General features: G+C 63.4%; 16 protein-coding genes and 1 pseudogene. 13 read left to right on the forward strand and 4 right to left on the reverse strand.

Going from position 1 to position 22,350, the window contains the following annotated elements:
- The 6 genes and pseudogenes from HLH35_RS20010 to HLH35_RS15200 all read left to right on the forward strand — a co-directional run.
- Positions 1 to 106: pseudogene (locus HLH35_RS20010) on the forward strand (phosphate ABC transporter ATP-binding protein); the annotation flags it as partial.
- A 26-nt stretch (positions 107 to 132) separates the two neighbouring features.
- Positions 133 to 828 carry a phosphate signaling complex protein PhoU gene (gene phoU / locus HLH35_RS15180; RefSeq protein WP_182979947.1) on the forward strand — a complete coding sequence of 232 codons (696 nt, stop codon included), beginning with the start codon at positions 133 to 135 and terminating at the stop codon, positions 826 to 828.
- Between the two features lie 13 nt (positions 829 to 841).
- Positions 842 to 1,573: a phosphate regulon transcriptional regulator PhoB gene (phoB, locus tag HLH35_RS15185; protein ID WP_246385138.1), complete on the forward strand. Its 732-nt coding sequence runs from the start codon at positions 842 to 844 to the stop codon at positions 1,571 to 1,573.
- A gap of 38 nt (positions 1,574 to 1,611) precedes the next feature.
- Positions 1,612 to 2,907 (forward strand): ATP-binding protein, encoded by a 1,296-nt coding sequence (locus HLH35_RS15190; RefSeq protein ID WP_182979948.1) that lies wholly within the window; start codon positions 1,612 to 1,614, stop codon positions 2,905 to 2,907.
- Between the two features lie 86 nt (positions 2,908 to 2,993).
- Positions 2,994 to 3,998 (forward strand): phosphate ABC transporter substrate-binding protein PstS, encoded by a 1,005-nt coding sequence (gene pstS / locus HLH35_RS15195; protein WP_182979949.1) that lies wholly within the window; start codon positions 2,994 to 2,996, stop codon positions 3,996 to 3,998.
- A 318-nt stretch (positions 3,999 to 4,316) separates the two neighbouring features.
- The gene (locus HLH35_RS15200; RefSeq protein ID WP_182979998.1) at positions 4,317 to 6,014 is read left to right on the forward strand and encodes an OprO/OprP family phosphate-selective porin; all 1,698 of its coding nucleotides are present in this window, start codon (positions 4,317 to 4,319) and stop codon (positions 6,012 to 6,014) included.
- 164 nt (positions 6,015 to 6,178) lie between these two features.
- On the opposite strand, the gene HLH35_RS15205 is transcribed toward HLH35_RS15200, so the two are convergent.
- Together HLH35_RS15205 and HLH35_RS15210 are read right to left on the reverse strand one after the other, a co-directional pair.
- A complete protein-coding gene (locus HLH35_RS15205) occupies positions 6,179 to 7,141 on the reverse strand; it encodes a LysR family transcriptional regulator (RefSeq protein ID WP_182979950.1) in 963 nt (320 codons plus the stop codon).
- Between the two features lie 141 nt (positions 7,142 to 7,282).
- The gene (locus HLH35_RS15210; protein WP_182979951.1) at positions 7,283 to 7,759 is read right to left on the reverse strand and encodes a CBS domain-containing protein; all 477 of its coding nucleotides are present in this window, start codon (positions 7,757 to 7,759) and stop codon (positions 7,283 to 7,285) included.
- 245 nt (positions 7,760 to 8,004) lie between these two features.
- Here HLH35_RS15210 and ilvD point away from each other — a divergent pair, with 245 nt between their 5' ends.
- The 4 genes from ilvD (at position 8,005) to HLH35_RS15230 (ending at position 16,297) form a co-directional block, all read left to right on the forward strand.
- A complete protein-coding gene (gene ilvD, locus HLH35_RS15215; protein WP_182979952.1) occupies positions 8,005 to 9,861 on the forward strand; it encodes a dihydroxy-acid dehydratase in 1,857 nt (618 codons plus the stop codon).
- Between the two features lie 486 nt (positions 9,862 to 10,347).
- Positions 10,348 to 13,521 (forward strand): efflux RND transporter permease subunit, encoded by a 3,174-nt coding sequence (locus HLH35_RS15220; RefSeq protein ID WP_182979953.1) that lies wholly within the window; start codon positions 10,348 to 10,350, stop codon positions 13,519 to 13,521.
- Positions 13,521 to 14,702 carry an efflux RND transporter periplasmic adaptor subunit gene (locus tag HLH35_RS15225; RefSeq protein ID WP_182979954.1) on the forward strand — a complete coding sequence of 394 codons (1,182 nt, stop codon included), beginning with the start codon at positions 13,521 to 13,523 and terminating at the stop codon, positions 14,700 to 14,702. The genes HLH35_RS15220 and HLH35_RS15225 overlap by 1 nt, the downstream gene beginning before the upstream one ends.
- The gene (locus HLH35_RS15230) at positions 14,699 to 16,297 is read left to right on the forward strand and encodes an efflux transporter outer membrane subunit (protein WP_182979955.1); all 1,599 of its coding nucleotides are present in this window, start codon (positions 14,699 to 14,701) and stop codon (positions 16,295 to 16,297) included. The genes HLH35_RS15225 and HLH35_RS15230 overlap by 4 nt, the downstream gene beginning before the upstream one ends.
- Positions 16,298 to 16,347: 50 nt before the next feature.
- Here HLH35_RS15230 and HLH35_RS15235 read toward each other — a convergent pair whose 3' ends face one another.
- Positions 16,348 to 17,286: a hydrogen peroxide-inducible genes activator gene (locus HLH35_RS15235; RefSeq protein ID WP_182979956.1), complete on the reverse strand. Its 939-nt coding sequence runs from the start codon at positions 17,284 to 17,286 to the stop codon at positions 16,348 to 16,350.
- Positions 17,287 to 17,389: 103 nt separating this feature from the next.
- Here HLH35_RS15235 and HLH35_RS15240 point away from each other — a divergent pair, with 103 nt between their 5' ends.
- Positions 17,390 to 18,844, forward strand: a complete 1,455-nt coding sequence (locus HLH35_RS15240) for a catalase (RefSeq protein WP_182979957.1) — start codon at positions 17,390 to 17,392, stop codon at positions 18,842 to 18,844.
- Positions 18,845 to 18,883: 39 nt separating this feature from the next.
- On the opposite strand, the gene HLH35_RS15245 is transcribed toward HLH35_RS15240, so the two are convergent.
- Positions 18,884 to 19,477, reverse strand: a complete 594-nt coding sequence (locus HLH35_RS15245) for a GNAT family N-acetyltransferase (RefSeq protein ID WP_338029368.1) — start codon at positions 19,475 to 19,477, stop codon at positions 18,884 to 18,886.
- A 3-nt stretch (positions 19,478 to 19,480) separates the two neighbouring features.
- On the opposite strand from HLH35_RS15245, the gene HLH35_RS15250 reads away from it, so the two are divergent.
- Both HLH35_RS15250 and HLH35_RS15255 read left to right on the forward strand, forming a co-directional pair.
- On the forward strand, positions 19,481 to 19,747 hold the full coding sequence (locus tag HLH35_RS15250) for a hypothetical protein (RefSeq protein ID WP_182980006.1): 267 nt from the start codon (positions 19,481 to 19,483) through the stop codon (positions 19,745 to 19,747).
- Positions 19,748 to 19,925: 178 nt separating this feature from the next.
- Positions 19,926 to 22,349 carry a TonB-dependent receptor gene (locus tag HLH35_RS15255; RefSeq protein WP_182979959.1) on the forward strand — a complete coding sequence of 808 codons (2,424 nt, stop codon included), beginning with the start codon at positions 19,926 to 19,928 and terminating at the stop codon, positions 22,347 to 22,349.
- Position 22,350: the final 1 nt, after the last annotated feature.

Consider the following 22,350-nt stretch of genomic DNA (forward strand, 5'->3'; position numbering starts at 1 on the left):
GTTCTTCTACATGGGCGAGCTGGTCGAGGTGGACAGTGCCGACCGCATGTTCACCGCCCCGCGCGAGCGGCGCACCCAGGATTACATCACCGGCCGGTTCGGCTGAGTTCGACGGGCAGGGGGAGAGGCACCGTGGTCAAGGAACAGGCGCACACCGTCAGCAGCTACGAGCAGGAACTGGATCAGGTCCGGGGCATGCTGGTGCGGATGGGCGGCATTGTCGAAAGCCAGATGGCGATGGCGATGGCCGCGATCGTCGACCGCGACGAGGACGCGGCGATGGAGGCATCGGAGCGTGATCCGCAGGTGGACGAGCTGGAGCGTGAGATCGAAACCTTGTCGATCCGCCTGCTGGCGTTGCGGGCGCCGATGGCGGGCGATCTGCGCGAGATCGTGGCGGCGATGAAGATCTCCGGCGACCTGGAGCGGATCGGCGACTGCGCCGCCAGCATCGCGCGCCGCACCCTGCGGCTGGATGCCGGGGACGCGCGCCTGTCGCCGGGTGGGCTGCGCACCATGGGCCGGCTGGTGCAGGAGAATCTGCGCCGGGCGATCGACGCCATGAGCCAGCAGGACAGCGAGCGCGCGGTCGAGGTCTGGCAGTCGGACGCGGCGGTGGACGAGCTGTATACCGCCATGTTCCGCGAGCTGGTGACCTATATGATGGAGGACCCGCGCACCATCCGCTCCTGCACCCATCTGCTGTTCATCGCCAAGAACCTGGAGCGGATCGGCGACCACGCCACCAATATCGCCGAACGTGTTTATTTTGCTGCCACGGGTGAGCAGCTGCCGGTCGTAAGGCCGCGTGGCCTGCCTGTGGTATAACGGAAGCGAAGCGATGTCGGGTACGATGACGGATACGGGTGAGGCAGCAGGCGGCGCGCGCCGGGCATATGTTCTGGTGGTCGAGGATGACGACGCGCTGCTGATGCTGGTGCGGTACAATCTGGAAAAACTGGGATACGAGGTCGGCGTGGCCGAGGACGGCAACCAGGCGCTGGCGCGTGTCGCGGAGCGCCGGCCCGACCTGATGATCCTGGACTGGATGCTGCCCGGCCTCTCGGGGCTGGATGTGTGCCGGCGCCTGCGCGAGCAGGAGGCGACTCGCGCGCTGCCGATCCTGATGCTGACCGCCCGGGCCGGCGAGGTGGACAATATTCGCGGGCTGGATGTCGGTGCCGACGATTATGTGGTCAAACCCGTCAGCATCGAGGCGTTGCAGGCGCGTATCCGCGCGCTGCTGCGCCGGGCGCCGCCGCAGGAACAGGTTCTGCGTTTTGCCGACGTCACGATGGACACCGTTGCCCATCGCGCCGAGCGCAACGGGCGCGCTCTGGCACTGGGACCCACGGAATACCGGATTCTGGAATTCTTCCTGCGCAATCCGCGCCAGGTCTTCTCGCGCGAGGATCTGTTGCAGCGGGTGTGGGAGCGTGGGGTCCATGTGGAACTGCGGACGGTCGATGTGCATATCCGGCGTCTGCGGCTGATCCTGAATGGGCCGGACGAAGGTGACATCGTCCGGACTGTCCGGGCCGCCGGCTATGCCCTGGATGATCCGCGTCCCTGAGTGCGGACCATCGTGCGCGTCGCGCCGGGAGTTGAGTCATGTCCGTTGTCGCGGCCGAAAATATCGTGGCGGCCTTGGGGGTGCTGGGGGCGGGAGCAATGGGGTGGCGCATGATGGCCAGCCGACGCGCCGCCGCCATGTCCGTGGCCGGAGGAGATTCCGTTCATGCGGCTCCGCCGTCGGCCGATGCCCTGTCGCGCATGATCGAGACGCTGGACCTGGTGCCGGCGGCCGTTCTGGTGCTGGATGCCGGGGGGCGTATCCTGCATGCCGGGCCTGGCGCGTGGGAACTGTTCGGCGACAGCCTGGGTGCGATTATGCGGCACCCGGCCCCGCTGTCCGCCGTGCTGGGGTTGCGGGACGGCGACCGGGCCGAAGTGGATATGATGCTGGATGTGCCGATCCGCCGTGCGGTGCGCGGGCAGTTCCGCCGGATCAGCATCGGGCCGGGGCAGTCGGTGGTGCTGGCCACCCTGCAGGACGGGAGCGAGCGCGATGCGCTGGAGCGCATGCGGACCGATTTCGTGGCCTATGCCAGCCATGAGCTGCGCACGCCGCTGGCGGCGCTGACGGGTTTTATCGAGACGCTGCGTGGGCCGGCTGCCGATGATCCCTCGGCGCAGCAGCGCTTTCTTGAAGTCATGGCCGGGCAGGCGGGCCGGATGCAGCGCCTGCTGGACCGGCTGCTGATGCTGTCGCGGGTGCAGATGATCGAGCACCGCAAGCCGCGTGGCATGGTCAGCCCTGCCGCCATCGTCTCGCGGGTGCGTGACGAGGCCATGCCCCTGCTGGAAGGTGGGCCGGCCAGCCTGACTGTCGACCTGCCCGCCGGCCTGCCGGATTTTGCCGGCGATGCCGACCAGGTGGTCCAGGTGCTGCTGAACCTGATCGAGAACGCGATCAAATACGGATCGGACGAGCGCGATCGCGCGGTGACGATCGGCCTGCGTGTGCGCCAGACGGTGCCGGCCGCGCTGATGGGCGTGGTGGGCGCGGGCAAGATCCATGGACCAGGAATGGAGGGTGGTGTCCGGCAGGGGATCGCCTTTACCGTGACCGACAATGGGCCGGGGATCGAGGCGCGTCACCTGCCGCGCCTGACGGAGCGCTTCTACCGCGTCGAGGGAAGTTCTGCCCGGCGGACCGGGACCGGTCTGGGGCTGGCGATCGTCAAGCATATCATCGACCGGCATGACGGGCGACTGACGGTCGAAAGCCGGGTGGGGAAGGGGACGGCCTTTACCGTGTGGTTCCCGTTCGGGGAGGTCGTGTCTTTGAAACGTCATGAAACTGTCATAGACACATCATGCCCTCAGCCGGCTGATCCGGGTTAGGAGGGGGCACCCGGGACAGGTGTGCCATATCGCTTGGTCGCCGTTGCCCAGGTTTGTCTGTCATGCTCGTCCAGGAACGGAACCCGATGCGTCGTCCTGTCAAATTCCTTGCCGCGCTTATGCTTGCGGCTGGTCCGGCTGCCCTCTCCGTCGCGCACGCCGCCGACATCACCGGAGCCGGCTCCAGCTTTGCTGCCCCGATCTACGAAGCCTGGGGTGCTGCCGCCAAGCGCGCCACCGGCGTCGCCGTGAATTACCAGAGCGTTGGCTCCAGCGCGGGCCAGAACCAGATCCTGGCCGGCACGGTCGATTTCGGTGCGTCCGACGCCCCGATGGATGCGGCCAAGCTGGAAAAGGGTTCGCTGTTCCAATTCCCGACCGTGATGGGCGGCATCGTTCCGGTGGTGAATGTTCCGGGTGTGAACGCCAACGCGCTGCGCCTGACCGGCGACGTGCTGGCCGAGATCTATGCGGGCACCATTTCCTCGTGGAACGACCCGAAGATCACGGCGCTGAACCCGGGCCTGAAGCTGCCGGATCTGCCCATCGCGACGGTCCATCGCGCGGACGGTTCGGGCACGACCTTCGTGTTCACCTCGTACCTGTCGCGTGAATCGCAGTCGTGGCACGATTCGGTCGGCGCCGGCAGCTCGATCGCCTGGCCGGGTGGCGTGGGCGCCCGCGGCAATGACGGCGTCGCGGCTTCGGTCCGCAACACCGAAGGCGGTATTGGTTATGTCGAATATGCCTATGCCAATCGCAACCACATGACGACGGTGCAGCTGAAGAGCAAGGCCGGCGATTTCGTCACCGCCAACCTGGACAGCTTTGCCAAGGCCGCCAGCGCTGCCGACTGGAAGGGCGCGACCAATTTTGCGGTCGACCTGCTGGACACGCCGGGCCAGGGCGCGTGGCCGATCGTCTCCGCGACCTATGTGCTGGTGCCGAAGCCGCCGAAGGATGCGGACAAGGGTGCGGCGGTGCGGAAATTCTTCGGCTGGGCCTTCGACAATGGCGATTCGGCTGCCAGCCGCCTGGATTATGTCGTTCTGCCGGCTTCGGTGAAGGCGGCGGTGCGCGCCGCCTGGTAACGGGCGCGCTCCATCTGTGCGGAAAAGGCGGGGATCTCGGTCCCCGCCTTTTTTATTTGTTCTGTGGTGAAAATATTATCTTTTGTCCAGTTTTCTGCCGTCGGACTGTAAATAATTCTGTCATATTTGTCCTGACCTATTTGGTATTCCTTGTTTCGTCGCCGGTGTTGTGTATTTGCAACGGTGTGTAATTCTATTAATTTCAATGAGTTGCAGTATTTTGTCATCGTTTTGTCATACAACAGTTATAAAATCATCACACCGAAAAAAGTCAGCGCAGTTTACGAAGCCGTCATCTTCTCCTTCGGAACGGATGATATGCGTCTGCGATCCTCTCTCTCTGCCTTGTTCTGCACCACGGCATTGCTTGGCACCGTCTCCATTATCCACCCGGCTTCGGCAGCCGACTCGCAGGACGCGCAGCTGCGTGAACTGCGCCGCGAAATGCTGGAGATGCGGAGCCAGATCAAGGCTCTGAAGTCCCGCCTGAACGAGCCGGAGACCACGAACACCCGGACCGCGCGGGTGGCGGCTGCGGCGCATCGTTCCGAAATGTCCAACCGCATGGCGCATGACATCAATATCGGCGATGCCGTCCGGCCGAGCGTTGGTGTGCTGAATGCGTCCGGCGCCGGCACGCCGCCGTCGGATCGCGCCGTGGTGGAATCCTGGAGGGATTTCCAGGCCGCCACGAAGAGCGATGAAGAAGTCGCGGTCGGCGGCATGAAGATCGGCTTCCCCAACGGGCGCTTCACGGTCCAGTCGAAGGACGGCGAATATGCGCTGTCGATCGGCCTGGCGTTCCATGAGGATTTCGGTGGCTTCATCACCAACAATCCGCGTGGCAACGAGGCGAAGGGCGCGTTCAATGCCTTTACGACGAACCAGCGCCGCCTGCGTATTCCCTTCATGTTCCGCTACAAGAACTGGGTCGCTGCCGTTACGCCGGATTTCGGCGCCAATCATAATGACGGTTATGTCGGCCTGTATGAAGGCAACCTGAACTATACGGGCCTGCGCAACACGGTGATGACGGTTGGTTACTTCCAGCCGCGCGTGACCGAAGAGGACGCGGAAAGCTCCAACGACTTCATGACGCTCGAGCGCCCGAGCATCACCGACATGGTGCGCAACATCGCCGCCGGCGATGCGCGCTTCAGCGTGGGTGCCATGCATTACGAGAAGCGCTGGTGGATCGCTGGTTATTTCACCGGCCAGGAATGGGGTCATCGTAACCCGTCGGACAACGGCGCGACCTATTATGGTGGTGGCAGCGGCTCGATCGTCGACAGCCAGACCGGCGGTGTCTTCCGTGCGGCCGGCCGACCGATCGCGACGAAGGACTGGGACGTGCATATGGGCGTTTCGGCGGTCTCGGCGTTCAAGGTCCAGGGCACCGGCACCAATAACCGCACGACGTCGTTCGGCCAGCGTCCGGAGTTCGATATCGGTGAAGGCAGCATGTCTGCCACCGGCACCATTCCGTTCGTTTCGCATATCTGGGCGGCCGGTCCGGAACTGGGTGTTCGCTGGCGCCGCCTGCTCGTGAAGGGCGAGTATTATCACGTCGGGATCGAGCGTTCTCAGGCGACGCTGCCGACGCTGAACTTCCAGGGCTGGTATGGTTCGGCTGCCTATACCATCTTCGGCACGCCGCGGATGTATAACTACAAGGAAGGTGCGTGGGGCGCGCCTGGCGTCAAGGAGACGGAAGAGTTCGATCCGGCTCACAACCAGTGGGGCGCCCTGGAGGTCGTCGGTCATTACAGCGTGATCGACCTGAACGACAACGCGCATGACCCGTCGGCGCTCAGCTCCAGCAAGATGTATAATTATTACGGCGTGAATGGTGGCCAGCAGACGGTCTGGCAGGGTGGGCTGAACTGGTACCCGAACCGGCATTTCGCGATCAAGGCGGACTACAGCCACTTCATCGTGTCGCGTAGCCAGCAGGCGACGGATACGCTTGGTCGCACCGGTGACTCGGTTGAGGCCCGCGTGCAGGCAACGTTCTGAAGCGACGGGAAGGAAATACGCGCTGAGCGCATATTTCCTTCCGAGATTGCTATTGCTGCAAAGGGCGTGCGGAAATTATTCCGCGCGCCCTTTGTTTTTATGTCTTTTTTCTCCTCCGCCTTTGCAAGGGTGGTGCGACCCCGTGGGTATTTTCCAATAGTCGCTCAGGCGTTGTTGTTGGATGCGGTATCCAGAGCCGTGCGGAATGCATCCGCCATCAGGCTGCTTTCGGCGTCCTTCTTGACGACGAAATGCAACTGGGTCGCCAGCGGGGGCAGGTCGGCGCAGGAGAGCTGGCGCAATTGTCCGTCGCGGACCATCGGAGCAGCGAAGGCTTCGGGCAGGAAGCCGAGATAGACGCCCGTCAGGATCAGCATCGCCCGGGAATCGATCGTCTCGGCCGAGGCGGAAAAGGTCAGGCGGCGGCGGATGGCCGGCCATTCGGATGAAGTGGCGGCGTCGGAGACGTCGATCAGGCGCTGCTCTTCCAGCATTGCCAGCGTCAACGGCCCCTCATGCTCGAACAGCGCGTGCCGCCGGCCGCAATACAGGTGCAATGTTTCCGAGACCAGAATGCTGGCGCTCAGGCCCGGCTGCACGTTGGGCATCAATGTCAGCGCCGCCGTCGCCCGCCCGTCCAGCAGCGCGTGTTCGATATCGACCGCGGCGGCGGACGTCATGCTGATGAAGACCTGGGGATGCTGGCGGGTGAAGATCTCCAGGGCCCGGATGATGCCGGTTTCGCCATAGACCAGCATGTTGTCGATGACGTAGAGCGCGAAGCGGCCGGAGAGTACGCCGCTGGCGATGTTGATCCGGTCCCGGAAGCGGTCGATGTCGCGCAGCAGATCGTCGGTTGCGTCAAGGACCGCGCGGCCTTCCGGCGTCAGGGCGAAACCGCCGCGGCCCCGGCGGCACAGGCGGATGCGCAGGCGCTGTTCGAGGGACGAGATGTCGATGCTGATCGACGATTTGCTCTTGCCCAGCGCCAGTTCGGCGGCGGCGAACCCGCCGCGCGTCGCCACGGTGCGGAATACGCGCAACAGGCGCAAATCGACTTCGGCCAACTGGCCGGAAAAGCCCTGGGGGGAGCGGGCCGGGGCAGGCCCGTGCCGGGGATCGGCCAAGGGAGCATCCTTCCTCTCTGCGGGGGAGGGTGCATATCATGGCCGGGCGGTGGAGCGCCATTTCCGGGCTGGCCCCGAACCCATCAGAGCACAGGAAACACGCGCTGGGTCGCCGCCGGCGCGTATTTCCGGCCAGGCTTTTCAGGCGAAGGGGCGCGGCGGTACCGAGGCGTAGCCACCGTCCTGCATGACGTAGGCACGCATCTCGCGCGCCAGGGTCTCGGCCTCCTCCAGCCGCATCCTCACGATGTCGCCGATACTGACCAGGCCGACCAGATGGCCGCTGCCATCGAGGACCGGCACATGGCGGCTGTGGCGGCGGGTCATCTTGCGGGCGACCGACTGGATGTCCTCGGAGCGGGTGGCGGTTGGGACCTCGCGTGTCATGATGTCCCGCGCGTTCAGGCGTTCGATATGCGCGCCGTGATGCGCCAGGGCATCGACGATCGAGCGTTCCGAGACCATGCCGGCGAGATGGCCGGACGGGTCGACGACCGGCACCGCGCCGATGTGGCGTTCGACCAGCAGGCGGGCGATTGCCGTGACGGGCTCGTGCTCGCCGACGGTGATGACGGCGGGGCCCTTGTCGTTGAGGATATGCAGAACGGGGATGCTCATGGGGTGTTCCTCCCTTTGGCGTCCACGCTTCATGGGTGGCGTGGTTGCTGTGTGGTGACATGGGGTTTTCTGGCGCCCGAACAATGTCCGGCCTGGTCATGACGACGTGAAAGCGCGGACGTATGGGGCGTGGTGCTTCACGGCGGGGGGAAACGTCTCATATAAGGGGGGCGCGCCGGGACGCGGCGCATCGGGGCCAACCGGCCTCGTCCCGACCTGCCCTGTCCGGAAAGGCTTTATATATCATGCCCGCCTATCGTTCCCGCACCACGACGCATGGCCGCAACATGGCCGGGGCCCGCAGCCTGTGGCGCGCCACGGGCATGCAGGAATCGGATTTCGGCAAGCCGATCATCGCCATCGCCAATTCCTTCACCCAGTTCGTGCCGGGGCATGTCCATCTGAAGGATCTGGGCCAGCTTGTGGCGGGCGCGGTGGCCGAGGCGGGCGGAATCGGGCGGGAATTCAATACGATCGCGGTCGATGACGGGATCGCGATGGGGCATGGCGGCATGTTGTACAGCCTGCCCTCGCGCGAGTTGATCGCCGATGCGGTGGAATATATGTGCAATGCCCACTGCGCCGACGCGCTGGTGTGCATCAGCAATTGCGACAAGATCACCCCGGGCATGCTGATGGCCGCGATGCGGCTGAACATCCCCGCCATCTTCGTCTCGGGCGGTCCGATGGAAGCCGGACGGGTGACGGAAGGCGGTATCGAGCGCCATGTGGACCTGGTGACGTCGATGGTCTCGGCCGCCGATCCGCGCGTCAGCGATGCCGAGTCCGAGTCGATCGAGCGTTCGGCCTGTCCGACCTGCGGATCGTGCTCGGGCATGTTCACCGCCAATTCGATGAACTGCCTGACCGAGGCGCTGGGCCTGGCGCTGCCGGGCAATGGCAGCCTGGTGGCGACCCATGCTGACCGGCGCGAATTGTTCCTGGAGGCCGGGCGGCGGATCGTCGGGCTGGCCCGGCGCTGGTACGAGCAGGATGATGCCAGCGTGCTGCCGCGCGGTATCGCCACCATGGAGGCGTTCGAGAACGCGATGACGGTCGATATCGCCATGGGGGGATCGACCAACACCGTACTGCATCTGCTGGCCGCCGCCCATGAGGGTGGGGTCCCGTTCACCATGGCCGATATCGACCGCCTGTCGCGTCGGGTGCCGCATCTGTGCAAGGTCGCGCCGTCGAAGGCCGACGTGCATATGGAAGACGTGCATCATGCGGGGGGCATCTTCGCCATCATGGGCGAGCTGAACCGGCTGGGGCTGCTGCATCGCGAGGTGTCGATGGTGCATGCGCCGTCGCTGGCGCAGGCGCTGGAGCAGTGGGATGTGACAGCGGCCGACGCGCCCGAGGCGGCGAAGACCCTGTTCCGTGCCGCGCCCGGCGGGGTGCGGACCACGCAGGCCTTCTCGCAGGCCAGCCGGTATCACGCGCTGGATCTCGACCGGGCCGCGGGGGCGATCCGCGATGGTGCGCATGCCTTCAGCCAGGATGGCGGGCTGGCGGTGCTGTATGGCAACATCGCCGAGGACGGCGCGATCGTGAAGACGGCGGGGGTTGCGGCGAGCCTGCTGCGCTTCAAGGGGCCGGCGCGGATCTTCGAAAGTCAGGATGATGCCGTGTCGGCCATCCTGGGCAACCGGATCGTGGCGGGCGACGTGGTGGTGATCCGCTATGAGGGGCCCAAGGGCGGCCCCGGCATGCAGGAGATGCTGTATCCGACCAGCTATCTGAAATCGAAGGGGCTGGCCGAATCCTGCGCGCTGATCACCGACGGCCGGTTTTCGGGCGGCAGTTCGGGCCTGTCGATCGGCCATATCTCGCCTGAGGCGGCCGAGGGCGGTGCGATCGGCCTGCTGCGCGATGGTGACGTGATCGAGATCGACATTCCCGGGCGGGTTCTGCGTGTCGACCTGCCGGATGCCGAGTTGTCCGCGCGCCGGCTGCAGATGGAAGAGACGGGCGATGCCGCCTGGCAGCCCGATCGGACGCGTAGCGTGTCGGTTGCGTTGCAGGCTTATGCGGCCCTGACCACCAGCGCCGCGCGGGGTGCGGTGCGCGATGTCGGGCAGCTTCGCCGCCGCGGATGACACGACAGACGAGGCCGGCGCGCCGGGGTGACCCGGCCGCCGTCTCGTAATTACAACGTAATGATGTCTGGTTTATGTTACGTTGCGCAATAATTTATCTGAGAATGATGAAGAGTTGGGCATAGATTCGCCCTCTCCCTGTGATGACACGGGCTTCATGAAATTTGTTTTCTGAACATGGACATTTTTTCATACATATTTTGAAATATACCTATGTATAGGCTGTTGGGAGACAGCGTCGCTCTTGCGGGCACGCGCGCACGGGGAGCCAAAGATGACCATCACACCGCATAATCCCTGATCCGAGCAGGAATAGTCCCGCGCCAAGCGCGGTGACGAGGCCGGACCCGGCCCTGGCTGGCGGAAGGGCGCGCCGATGATCATTTCGTTCAAAAAATGATCTGGCGAGCCCGCCTTCCGGACGTGGTCGTGCGGCCTGTTTCCTCCTGATGCCGGTAAAAGCCCTGGACGGGGAAAAAGTCACCTATGAATGCAATCGTCGTGACGGCCCTGCGGCGGCCGTACACATTTGTCGTTCTGTCGATCCTGATCGTCTTGTTCGGCGTCATGTCCGCCCTCAAGACGCCGACAGACGTCTTTCCCAATATCAAGATTCCGGCGATCGCCGTGGTGTGGACCTATGCCGGTCTGCTGCCCGACGAATTCGCCGCCCGCGTCATGTACAATTACGAGCAGGGCGTGACCTCGACGGTCGAGGGAATCGAGCACATGGAGTCCGATTCCTATTACGGCCGTGGCATCGTGAAGATCTTCTTCCAGCCCGGAACGGATATCGGATCGGCCGAGGCGGATGTGACCGCGATCTCGCAGACGGTGCTGATGCAGTTGCCGGAGAAGATTCCGGCGCCGATGATCATGAAACTGGAAGCCTCGTCGGTTCCCGTCATCACGCTGGAACTGACCTCGCCGACCATGACGCCGTCGGACCTGTTCAAGCTGGCGCAGATCCGCATCCGCACCCTGTTGGTGACGGTGCCCGGTGCCATTGTGCCGCATCCCTATGGTGGCATGGACGCCTTCGTGATGTTCGCGCTCGATCAGAAGCAGTTGCAGGCGCACCATCTGTCGGCGATGGACGTGCAGAACGTCCTGGACAAGCAGAACATCGTGCGCCCGGCCGGTGACCAGAAGATCGGTGCGACCGACTGGATGGTGGCGACCAATGCCCAGCCGCGCACGATGGAGGAATTGAGCAATATCCCCATCAAGCGTGTGGGCAATTCGGTCGTCTACATGCATGATCTGGGGCAGGTCTATCGCGGCGGCCATCCGCAGACCAACCTGGTGCTGGTCAAGGGCCGGCAGGCGGTCGTGATGGTGGTGATGAAGAGCGGAGAGGCCTCGACGCTCGACGTGGTGTCCGGCGTGAAGGCGCTGATGCCGCGCCTGGAGAAGGTGATCCCGGCGACCGCGCATCTCTCGATCCTGAACGATGCCTCCGGTTTCGTGAAGGATTCGATCCAGGACGTGCTGCGCGAGATGGTGACGGCGGCGTTCCTGACCGGTCTGGTGGTGCTGCTGTTCCTGGGCTCGTGGCGCTCGACGGTGATTATCGCCACCTCGATCCCGCTGGCGATCCTGTGTGCGGTCATCGGGCTGGGCTGGGCTGGGCAGACGATCAACGTCATGACGCTCGGCGGTCTGGCACTGGCCGTCGGCATCCTGGTCGACGACGCCACCGTGATGATCGAGAACATCGATACCCATCTGGAGATGGGCAAGGAACTGGAGGTCGCGATCATCGACGCGGCCAACCAGATCGTGATCGCGACCTTCGTGTCCACCACCTGTATCTGCATCGTCTGGCTGCCGCTGTTCGAGCTGGGCGGTGTTGCGGGCTGGCTGTTCATGCCGATGGCCGAAGCCATCATCTTCGCGATGATTGCCTCCTTCATCCTGTCGCGCACGCTGGTGCCGACCATGGCGAAGTTCCTGCTGGCAGGGCAGACCCATGGCGCGCATGGGCATGATACGCATGAGGATCATCTGCAAGGCGGGAATATCTTCTCGCGCTTTCAGCGCGGGTTCGAGCGCCGTTTCACCGCGTTCCGCGAGAGCTATGGTGCGTTTCTGGAGCGTGCCATCGCCAACCGGGGGCGGTTTGCCTCGATCTTCCTGGGTATTTCGGTCCTCTCCATGGGGCTGTATACGGTGGCGGGGCGCGACTTCTTCCCGGAAATCAAGTCCGACCAGTTGCAGATGCATATGCGCGCGCCGCTGGGCACCCGTATCGAAGTGGCTGGGCGGATTGCGACGCTGGTCAGCGACCGCATCCATGAATTGCTGCCCGGCAAGGTGGACGATGTGGTCAGCAATTGCGGTCTGGCCGAAGCGCCGCATAACCAGGCTTTCATTCCCACGCCCACCATCGGCACGCAGGATTGCGACCTGACGATCACGCTGACCGAGGCGGAAGCGCCGGTGTGGGATTACCGCGCCGTGCTGCGCAAGGGCCTTTCCGCCAGCTTCCCCGGCACGGTCTTTACCTTCCAGCCGGCGGACCTGACGGCGAAGATCCTCAATTTCGGTTCGCCTTCGCCGATCGATATCAAGATCACGGGGCCGGAGCTGAACAAGAGCTACAAATATGCGGTCGAGCTGACGAACAGGCTGCGTCTCGTGCCCGGTGCCAGCGACGTGTCGCTGCAACAGACGATGAAGACGCCGACCCTGTTCGTGAAGGGGGATCGGACCTTCAGTCAGGCCACCGGCGTTGATGCCGCCGACCTGGCCGATAACGAGTTGATGACTCTGTCGGGCAGTTCGACCGTCGATCCGCAATATTGGTACGATCCGGTCTGGGGCGTGACCTTCCTGCTGAACACCTATGTGACGCAGAACCAGCTGACGCACTTCAACGACCTGCTGTCGATCCCGGTCGACAAGGGGGATGGCAATCCGACCGGCAAGGGCATGCAGCTGCTGGGCGCGGTCAGCACCATCAGCGCGACCGGGACGCCGGGCCAGGTCTCGCACTTCAACTCGATGCCGGCGTTCGACATCTACGTGTCGGCCGAAGGCACCGATCTGGGGACCGTGCTGGCGGGTGTGAACAAGGTGATTGCCCAGACGGCGGCTGATGTGCCGCGTGGTGCCGCCGTGGATGTGGAAGGCCAGGCGACGACGATGCGCAGCGCCTATGCGCAGCTGATCGGGGGGCTGGCGATCTCGATCGTGCTGATCTACCTTCTGATTGTCGTCAACTTCCAGTCGTGGCTTGATCCGTTCATCATCATCTCGGCCCTGCCGGGAGCGCTGGCGGGGATCGCCTGGAGCCTGTTCCTGACGCATACGCACCTGTCGGTGCCCGCCCTGACCGGTGCCATCATGTGCATGGGCACGGCGACCGCGAACTCGATCCTGGTCGTGTCCTATGCCAGCGAGCGGCTGGAAATCCATGGCGATGCGCTGAAAGCGGCGCTGGAGGCCGGATATGGACGTATCCGCCCCGTGCTGATGACGGCTGCCGCGATGATCGTGGGCATGGTGCCAATGTCGATCAGCAACTCGCAGAACGCGCCGCTGGGCAAGGCGGTGATCGGCGGCCTGATCGTGGCCACCATTTCCACGCTTCTGTTCGTCCCTTGTGTCTATGCGATTATCTACAACCGCTCGTCGAGCCGGAAGGAGACCGTCTGATGGCTTCCATGTCACGCAACACCCTTCTGGCGACCGGGGCATGTGTCCTGGCCGTGCTGGTCGGCTATCAGGTGGTCACCCGGGTTCACGCGGTGTCGGAACTGCGCGCCGAAACCCTGAGCAATGCGCTGCCCGACGTCGCGGTGATCCAGGCGAAGCCTTCGCCCAAGACCGTGACCCTGACCCTGCCGGGCAATATCGACGCCTGGTATCAGGCGCCGCTCTTCCCGCAGGCCTCGGGCTACCTGAAGATGTGGTACAAGGATTACGGCGCCGAGGTGAAGACTGGCGACGTGCTCGCGGAGATCAACGCCCCCAGCCTGGATGCGCAATACGCCCAGGCCAAGGCTGATCTGGCGGAGGCGCAGGCCAAGTACAACCTGACCGTGGTCAGCGCCAATCGCTGGCGCGCGATGGGCAAGTCGCAGGCGGTGTCGGGCCAGTCGGTCTCGGTCGCCGACGCAAACGAGAAGGCTGGACTGGCGGTAATGCAGGCGGCCGAGCACAAGGTCGATCAGTTTGAGGCGCTGGAACGCTTCAAGACCATCGTGGCGCCATTCGACGGTGTGGTGACGTCGCGCGACATCAATGTCGGCGATTACGTCAGCAGCGGGGCGGGGGAGCATGGCAGCAATGGCGATGCCAGCCAGCTCTTCACCGTATCGGACATGCACAAGATGCGTCTGTTCGTGTCGGTGCCTGAGACGTTCTCCTATATTCTCAGGCCCGGCATGACGGCTGAAGTCAGCGTGCCGCAGTTCGCGAACCGGACCTTCAAGGCCGATTTCCTGACCATCGCGCGGGGATATGATCCCAACACCCGCACGGCGATCACGGAATTTACCATCGACAACGATAAGCACGAGTTGTGGCCGGGCACGTTCGCGTCGGTGAAAATGACGGCGCCGTCGACGCCGGGTGTGTTCCAGATTCCGACCGCTGCGCTGGTGTTCGAGGAAAAGGGCATGCAGGTCGCGGTGCTCGATGCCAACGACGTCGTGCATTACCGCGACATCGAAGTGGGGCGCATGGCCGATGCCGAGACTGACGTGACGTCGGGGGTTTCGCCCACCGACCGGATCATCAACAACCCGCCGGCGGACCTGCTGGAAGGCCAGAAGGTGCATGTCGTCCAGCCGGCCAAGGGCTATGACGAAGAAGCCGAGGAAATCGAGGGATGATCATGCGGTCATTGCGCCGGACCATGATGTCCGGCGGGGCGATGCTGTCGCTGGCGGCGCTGTCCGCCTGCGATCTGGCGCCCGCCTATCATCCCCCGACTTATGTCGTGCCCGCAAGCTGGCATGGTCAGGGGGTGTTTGCGACCGCGACGCCGGCGGATACGCAACTGCCGTCGCACTGGTGGACGCTGCTGCATGATCCGCAGCTCGACGCGCTGGAGGACAAGGCCGTTGCCGCGAACGCGGATTTGCAGGCGGCTGCCGAGCGTTTTGTCCAGGCTCGGGCCATGGTCATGAGTGCGCGTGCCGACCTGCTGCCGCATTTCGGTCTGGCTTTCGGCGCGTCGGACAACAAGCAGTCGGCCGACCGGCTGTTCCGCTACAAGGGTGCGCTGACGCAGACCGACGAATTCTATGGCGGTCTGGCATCGTGGGAGCCGGATTTCTGGTCGGAGATTCGCAATCAGGTGCGCATGGCGAAATTCTCCGCCCAGGAGAAGGCGGCGGATTATGCCGGGGCGCGGCTGAGTTTGCAGGCGGAACTGGCCAGCGATTATGTCGCCCTGCGCGGCTATGACGCGCAGGATGCGATCTATCGCAAATCCATCGCCTATTACGAACAGGCGCTGAAGGTCACCCAGACGCAGCTTGCCAACCAGGCGGCGCCGCGCCTGGATCTGGCCCGTGCGCAGAACCGCCTCTATGTGACTCAGGCGGCCGAACTGGACATCCAGGCCGAGCGTGAAGTGACCGAACATGCGATTGCGGTGCTGACCAACAGCGCGCCATCCGGTTTCCATATTGCGCCAGCCGATAGGCTGGCGTTCGTTCGTGCGGCCATTCCGGTCGGCGTGCCATCCGACCTGTTGCAGCGGCGGCCGGACGTGGCGTCGGCGGAACGCGAGATGGCGCAGGCCAACCGGGCCATCGGGGTGTCGCGGGCGGCATTCTATCCGCATGTCTCGCTCAACGCCAATGGCGGGTTCGATGCCAATGGCTTCGACCTGGCCAATCTGGCGAACAGCATGTGGTCCTATGGTGCGTCGGCCTCGATGCCGATCTTTGAAGGTGGGTTGCGTCGGGCGGCATTGCAGGCATCATGGGCCAGCTATCGTGAAACGCGCGATCACTACCGGTCTTCGGTGCTGGGGGCATTTCGCGAGGTGGAGGACGGACTGTCGCGCACCGACCGTCTGTGGGCAGAAAATAACAGGCTGAAAGCGGCGACGTCGGCGGCGTTGGACATGCAGAACATGACCATGACCCTGTACAAGGGCGGTGTCTCGCCTTATCTGGACGCGATCATCGCCCAGGAAGCCGCGCTGGAAGCCCAGATTTCGCAGGTGCAGGTTGAAACCCGTTATTTCCAGGCGGAAATCGGGCTGATCCGCGCGCTGGGCGGCGGGTGGAGCGACAAGTTGCTGCCGACGCCGGACCAGACGATGACGTTCTCGGCCCTGCAATATGACGGGCTGCGTCATCCCGATCCGGCAGGGGGCATCGACAGCGTGCGGGACGAGACGCCGTTCGACAATCTGGCCGGATCGACCGCGGCACCCGAAGTCGGGACGGCGCCGGTCCAGACGGGGCATTAGCAACCGGTCGCCGGACTGGCGGAGGTGAAACAGGGAAAGGCGGGGCGACTTTATCGCCCCGCCTTTTTTGTGTTCATGCCGAGCTTCCGGGCCAGTTTTTCGAACAATGGCATGCGCGGGTCGGTGGTGCGCCACCACAACCCGATGGTCCGGCCGATTTCAGATGATGCGAATGGGATGGCTCGGGAGAAGCCTCGTGCGTCGGTGCCGGTATCGACCGCCAGTGCAGGCATGACGGCGATTCCCTCGCCGGCGTCGACCATGTAGCGCAGCATTTCCACGCTGGTCGCGACAGGGCCGTCCAGATCGGCTTGGGGCAACGCAGCCGGGCTGCAGAGCGATAGGGTCTGGTCGCGCAGGCAATGACCCGGATCGAGCAGGATCAGGTCGGCATTGTCGAGGTCGGCGGAAGACAGCGCGGATTTCGTAGCCAGCGGATGGGTCCGAGGGGCCAGAACGCGAAACGGCTCGAAGAAGAGGGGGGCGGCGGTGATGCCAGCCTCTGGAACGGGGAGCGCCGCGATGGCGACATCCAGCGTGTAATCGAGCAATTGCCGGGCCAGTTCGGCTGTCCGGTCCTCGGTCAGGCGCAGCGCGATGTCCGGATGGGATATGCGAAGGTGCCGCAACAGGGTGGGCATGTAATAGGGTGCCAGCGTGGGAATGATGCCCAGCGCCAGGGTTCCAGTCAGGTCGTGTCCGGTGCCGTGTGCCTGCTCCATCAGGACATGCGCGTCGCGGACGATGCGTTCGATGAGCGGGATCAGGGCCGCGCCGCGCTCGGTCGGGCGTGTGCCCCGGCGTCCGCGTTCGAAGAGTGTGCAGCCCAGCAGGGCCTCGACCTTGCGGATCTGCTCGCTCAGGCCCGGCTGACTGACACCGCAGATCTGCGCGGCCCGGCCGAAATGGCCGGTGCGGCTGACTGCCAGGGCATAATCCAGATCGCGTAGTGTGAGGCCGGCGAGGGAGCGGGGAGAAGGGAGTGTCATATCGATAGGTATAACCTATAGATATGATAAAAAGAATCGATTTTATCTATCTATAGGAGGTTGGTACGCACGGTCCTGCATCATTTCCGGAGAGGGAAACGCCATGTCCAACCAGATTGCCCGTCCCGTCCTGACGACCAGTGCGGGTGCGCCTGTGCCTGACAATCAGAACAGCAAGAGTGCTGGCCGTCGCGGGCCGCTGCTGCTGGAGAACTACCAGTTGCTGGAAAAGCTGGCTCATCAGAATCGCGAGCGCATCCCCGAGCGGGTTGTCCATGCGAAAGGTTCGGGAGCTTACGGCACTTTTACCGTCACGGGGGATGTCGCGCGCTATACGCGCGCCGCGATTTTTGGTGAAATCGGCAGGACGACGGAGATCCTGGCCCGTTTTTCGACCGTCGCGGGTGAGCGGGGAGCGGCGGATGCCGAGCGGGACGTGCGGGGCTTCGCGCTGAAATTCTATACCGGTGAAGGTAACTGGGACCTTGTGGGCAACAACACGCCGGTCTTCTTCATTCGCGATCCGATGAAATTTCCCGATTTCATTCACACGCAGAAGCGTCACCCGCGTACCAACATGCGTTCGGCGACCGCCATGTGGGATTTCTGGTCATTGAGTCCGGAGAGTCTGCATCAGGTTGCGATCCTGTTTTCGGATCGCGGATTGCCGTGTGGGTTCCGCTTCATGGATGGGTTCGGCAGCCATACCTATTCGTTCTGGAATGATGATGGCGAGCGGTTCTGGGTGAAGTTCCATTTCAAGACCCATCAGGGCCATCGCCACTGGACTAACGAGGAGGCCGCGCACATCGTCGGGCAGGACAGGGAGAGTTCGCAACGCGACCTGTATGATGCCATCGAGGCCGGTGATTTCCCGCGCTGGACGCTGTCGGTGCAGATCATGCCGGAGGCGGATGCCGCGCTGCAATCCTTCGACCCGTTCGACCTGACAAAGGTATGGCCGCACGGGGCCTTCCCGCTGATCGAAGTGGGCGTGCTGGAACTGAACCGCAACCCGGCGCATTATTTCGCGGAAATCGAGCAGGCGTCGTTCTCGCCGTCGAATATCGTGCCCGGAATCGGCTATTCGCCCGACAAGGTCTTGCAGGCGAGGCTGTTCGCCTATGCTGACGCCCATCGCTATCGCGTCGGCACCCATTATGAGAGCCTGCCGGTCAACCAGCCGAAATGTCCGGTTCGCACTTATCATGCCGACGGGGCCATGCGCTTCGACGCGCCGCGAGGCACGGATGCCTATTACGAGCCGAACTCCTTCGGCGGCCCGGTGGAAGACCCGCGAGCGAAGGAGCCGCCGCTGAGGCTGGAGGGGGAGGCGGGATATTACGACCATCGCGTGGACAATGATGATTACAGCCAGCCGGCCGCCCTGTTCCGTCTGTTCGATGAGGGGCAGAGGCAGCGCTTCTTCGGGAATATCGCGGCGGCCATGCAGGGTGTTCCGGACGAAATCGTCGAACGCCAGTTGGCGCATTTCGCCAAGGCCGATCCGGCGTGGGCGGAGGGAGTGCGCCGGGCGCTGGAGCGCGCTGCCGGATAGAGAGGGGCTCAGGGCCGGGGTGCCCCCCGCCCGGCCCGGTCAGGCGGCGGAGAAGGCGGCGGCGGTGACGGTCTGGAAAGGGGTGAAACCCAATGACCTGTAAAGCGCGATCGCACCGGTATTGGTCGCGTAGCAATGCAGGAAGGGAATGTTTCCCCGGGCCAGAATGCGTGCCGCCACTTCCCGCATCAGGAAGCCGGCATAGCCGCGTCCGCGATGGTCGGGATGGGTGCAGACGCCGCTGACCTCGACATACGCATCGGGCTGCGTGCGCTCACCGGCCATGGCGACCAGACGGCCCTGGTCCCGGATACCGATGAAATGGCCCAGCGCATGGGTATGGGCGCGAAAGGGACCAGGCTGCGTCAGGGTCGCCAGTGCCAGCATCTCCGGCGCGTCGTCGGCGCCCAGTTCTACGATATCAAAGCGGAGAGGGGTGGCTGTGACCGTATGGGCCACCATCTGCACGCAACCCGCCTGCTTGAGCCTGACCAGACCGGAGATGTGCCGAGGCGGATTTTTTTCCAGCAGCCAGATCTCATCTTCCGCCGCCAGCATGGCCAGATCATGGAGTGCCGCCCCCGAAGCGTCGATGGCCGCCGCGAACGGGCCATAGGCGGGGTCGAATCGCACGGCATGGCCTCTCGTGACGGCGAAATTGTGCTGGCGGCCTGTGAGGGCCTGCCAGACGGGCCGGTCAAGAGGATGGCCATCCGACCGTTTTCCAAACTCGGACATCAGGGTGCTTTCGGACGCGTTGAAACCGGGCTATGCGCCTGCTCCGATTTTTTGACGAAGTCAACAAATCGGCCGAAAGGCCGGAGAGGCCGCGCGCCGGCCGCCCTGTGGAATGAAGCCGTCAAAATCTTGTTTTGTTTCGTCATTCCTTCTCAATGGTTTTGATTCTCTTTGCAGGGTGATGTTATTGGATGAAAATGTAACGACATGGAAATAATTTGGCAGAGAGAAGAAACGATTGTCATGAAATCATAACGAGACCTGATCGGGCGCCAATCATATGAAAGCGGCCATAAGCCCGGAACGGCGTCATGGCGACGCACAGCCAGCAGGACGGAGCGATATGAACAAGAGCGCGGCCCTTTTTGTGACGACCTGTCTTACCGCTGTCATGATCCATCATGGGGCAATTGCCGCCACCGCAAGCCACAAGCACAAGGTGCACAAGCCTTCGTCGCAGGCGGCTCCCGTGCGGGCTCAGGCCGCGCCGGAAGCTGTTGTGCCGGTTGCGGTGGCGCATCCCGCTGTCGTGCCGGCCCCGGCAGCGCATGTCGCGAGCGGGAACGAGGCGATCGTCGTGCTGGGTGCGGGGGCCGCGCGCGAAACGCAGACCGTGTCGCATCTGGCGATCCAGCAATATGTGCCGGGTACCAGCCCTTTCAAGGCGCTTTCGAAGCTGCCGGGTGTCATGTTCACCTCGTCGGACCCGCTGGGGTCCTACGAATGGTCGCAGCAGATCATCATCCGCGGGTTCGACCAGAGCCGGCTGGGGTTCACGATGGACGGGGTGCCGCTGGGCAATCTGGCCTATGGCAACGATAATGGGTTGTCGATCGGCCGGGCGCTCCAGACCGAGAATAACGGGCGCGCGACGTTGACCCAGGGTGCGGGGTCGGTGGGTGTCGCCGCGTCGAACAATCTGGGTGGTGCGCTGGAGTTTACCTCGATCGACCCGACCAGAAAATTCGGTGTGGATGTGGCGGGAACAGTCGGTTCGGCCGCGACGTGGCGCACCTTCATGCGCGTCAACAGCGGCGTGCTGCCGGGCGGCGGGAAGTTCTATGTCTCGTACGATTACCAGGACGCCAACAAGTGGAAGGGCGATGGCATCCAGCGCCAGCAGCAGGCCAATGCCAAATTCGTCCAGCCGCTGGGCGAGCATGTGAAACTGACCCTGTTCGGGGACTGGTCGCTGCGGCAGGAAAACGACTATCAGGATCTGTCGCTGGCGACGATCGCGAAATATGGATACCGGGTCGACAATATTACGGGCAATTACAATCTGGCCAAGCAGGTCGGCTATGCCTACCAGAACGGTACGCCCTATCCGGTCGGAATCGGCAACACCAACTACGGCAGCTATCCGGACTTCGTCTATTACAACGCGGCCGGTCTGCGTCAGGACGCGATGGGCTATGGACGGCTGGATTTCGACCTGACCGATCGCCTCAAGGGATTCGCGACGGTTTACGGCCATACCAATAGCGGCGAGGGCGTGTGGGCCACGCCATACCAGGCGACGCCGGCGGCTCTGGGCGGCGCGCCGCTTTCGGTCCGGACGACCGAGTACGACATCCATCGCGAAGGCTTCCTCGGCGGTCTGACCTATCAGGCGGGTCACCACACGATCGAAGGCGGGTTCTGGTTCGAGAACAACGATTTCGAACAGGCGCGGCGCTTCTATCCGCTGGGTCTGGACGGTACGCCGAGCAGCACCTACTGGTACAAGAACAACTGGTTTGCCACCCAGTGGCAGGGTGCGTTCAATACCAAGACCTATCAGGTTCATCTGCAGGATACGTGGCAGATCACTCCGGCCCTGAAGCTGAATTATGGCTTCCGGTCGCTGATTGCGGACAATAATGCGCGTCAGATCGGCAGCAATATCCTGGGTGTGAAGGGGCCTGACGGCTATCCGTCGGGTTCGATCGAGGCGAGCAACGGCTTCCTGCCGCAGGTGGGGGCCAATTACCGCGTCAATGCGCATAATGAAGTGTTTGCCGATTTCGCGCGCAACATGGCGGCGTTCGACAATTCGAACACCGGGGCGACCAGCCCGTTCGCCACGACGATTGCGGGCTATGAAGCGATCAGGAACAAGCTCAAGCCGGAAATGTCCTATTCCGAGGAGATCGGCTACCGCTATCACGACCATAATATCCAGGCATCGATCACCGGCTACTATGTCGAGTTCGAGAACCGGCTGCTGACCATCACGCAGGGAACGGGCGTGCAGGGCAATGCGTCGGCGCTGGCCAATGTCGGCGGCGTTACGGCGCGCGGCGTCGATCTGGCTTTCAACTACCAGTTCGCCCCCAACTGGTCGATCTATGCGTCGTATGCCTTCAACGACTCGAAATATGACGACAACGTCAATAGTGGCGGCACCATCTATGCCACCCGGGGCAAGGATGTGGTGGGCATGCCGCGCAACCTGGCGAATGTGCAGATCGGCTACGATGACGGGTCGATCTGGGGCAATATCAACATGCAGTTCCAGGACAAGCGGTCTTATACCTACCTGAATGATGCATGGGTGCCGGCGAACGACGTGTTCAATCTGAATGTGGGCTATCGCTTCCATAGCAGCAACTGGTTGCTGCGTGGGGTGGATGCCCAGGTAAACGTGAGCAACCTGTTCGACAAGCGCTACGTGGCGTCGGTCGGCACCAACGGGTTCGTGTTCTCGGACCCGACGCACACCTTCGCCACGCTGCAGGCAGGGGCACCGCGCATGGTGTTTTTCACCCTGCGCAAGCATTTCTGAC

Source organism: Gluconacetobacter asukensis, assembly GCF_014174375.1.
GTDB lineage: Bacteria > Pseudomonadota > Alphaproteobacteria > Acetobacterales > Acetobacteraceae > Gluconacetobacter > Gluconacetobacter asukensis.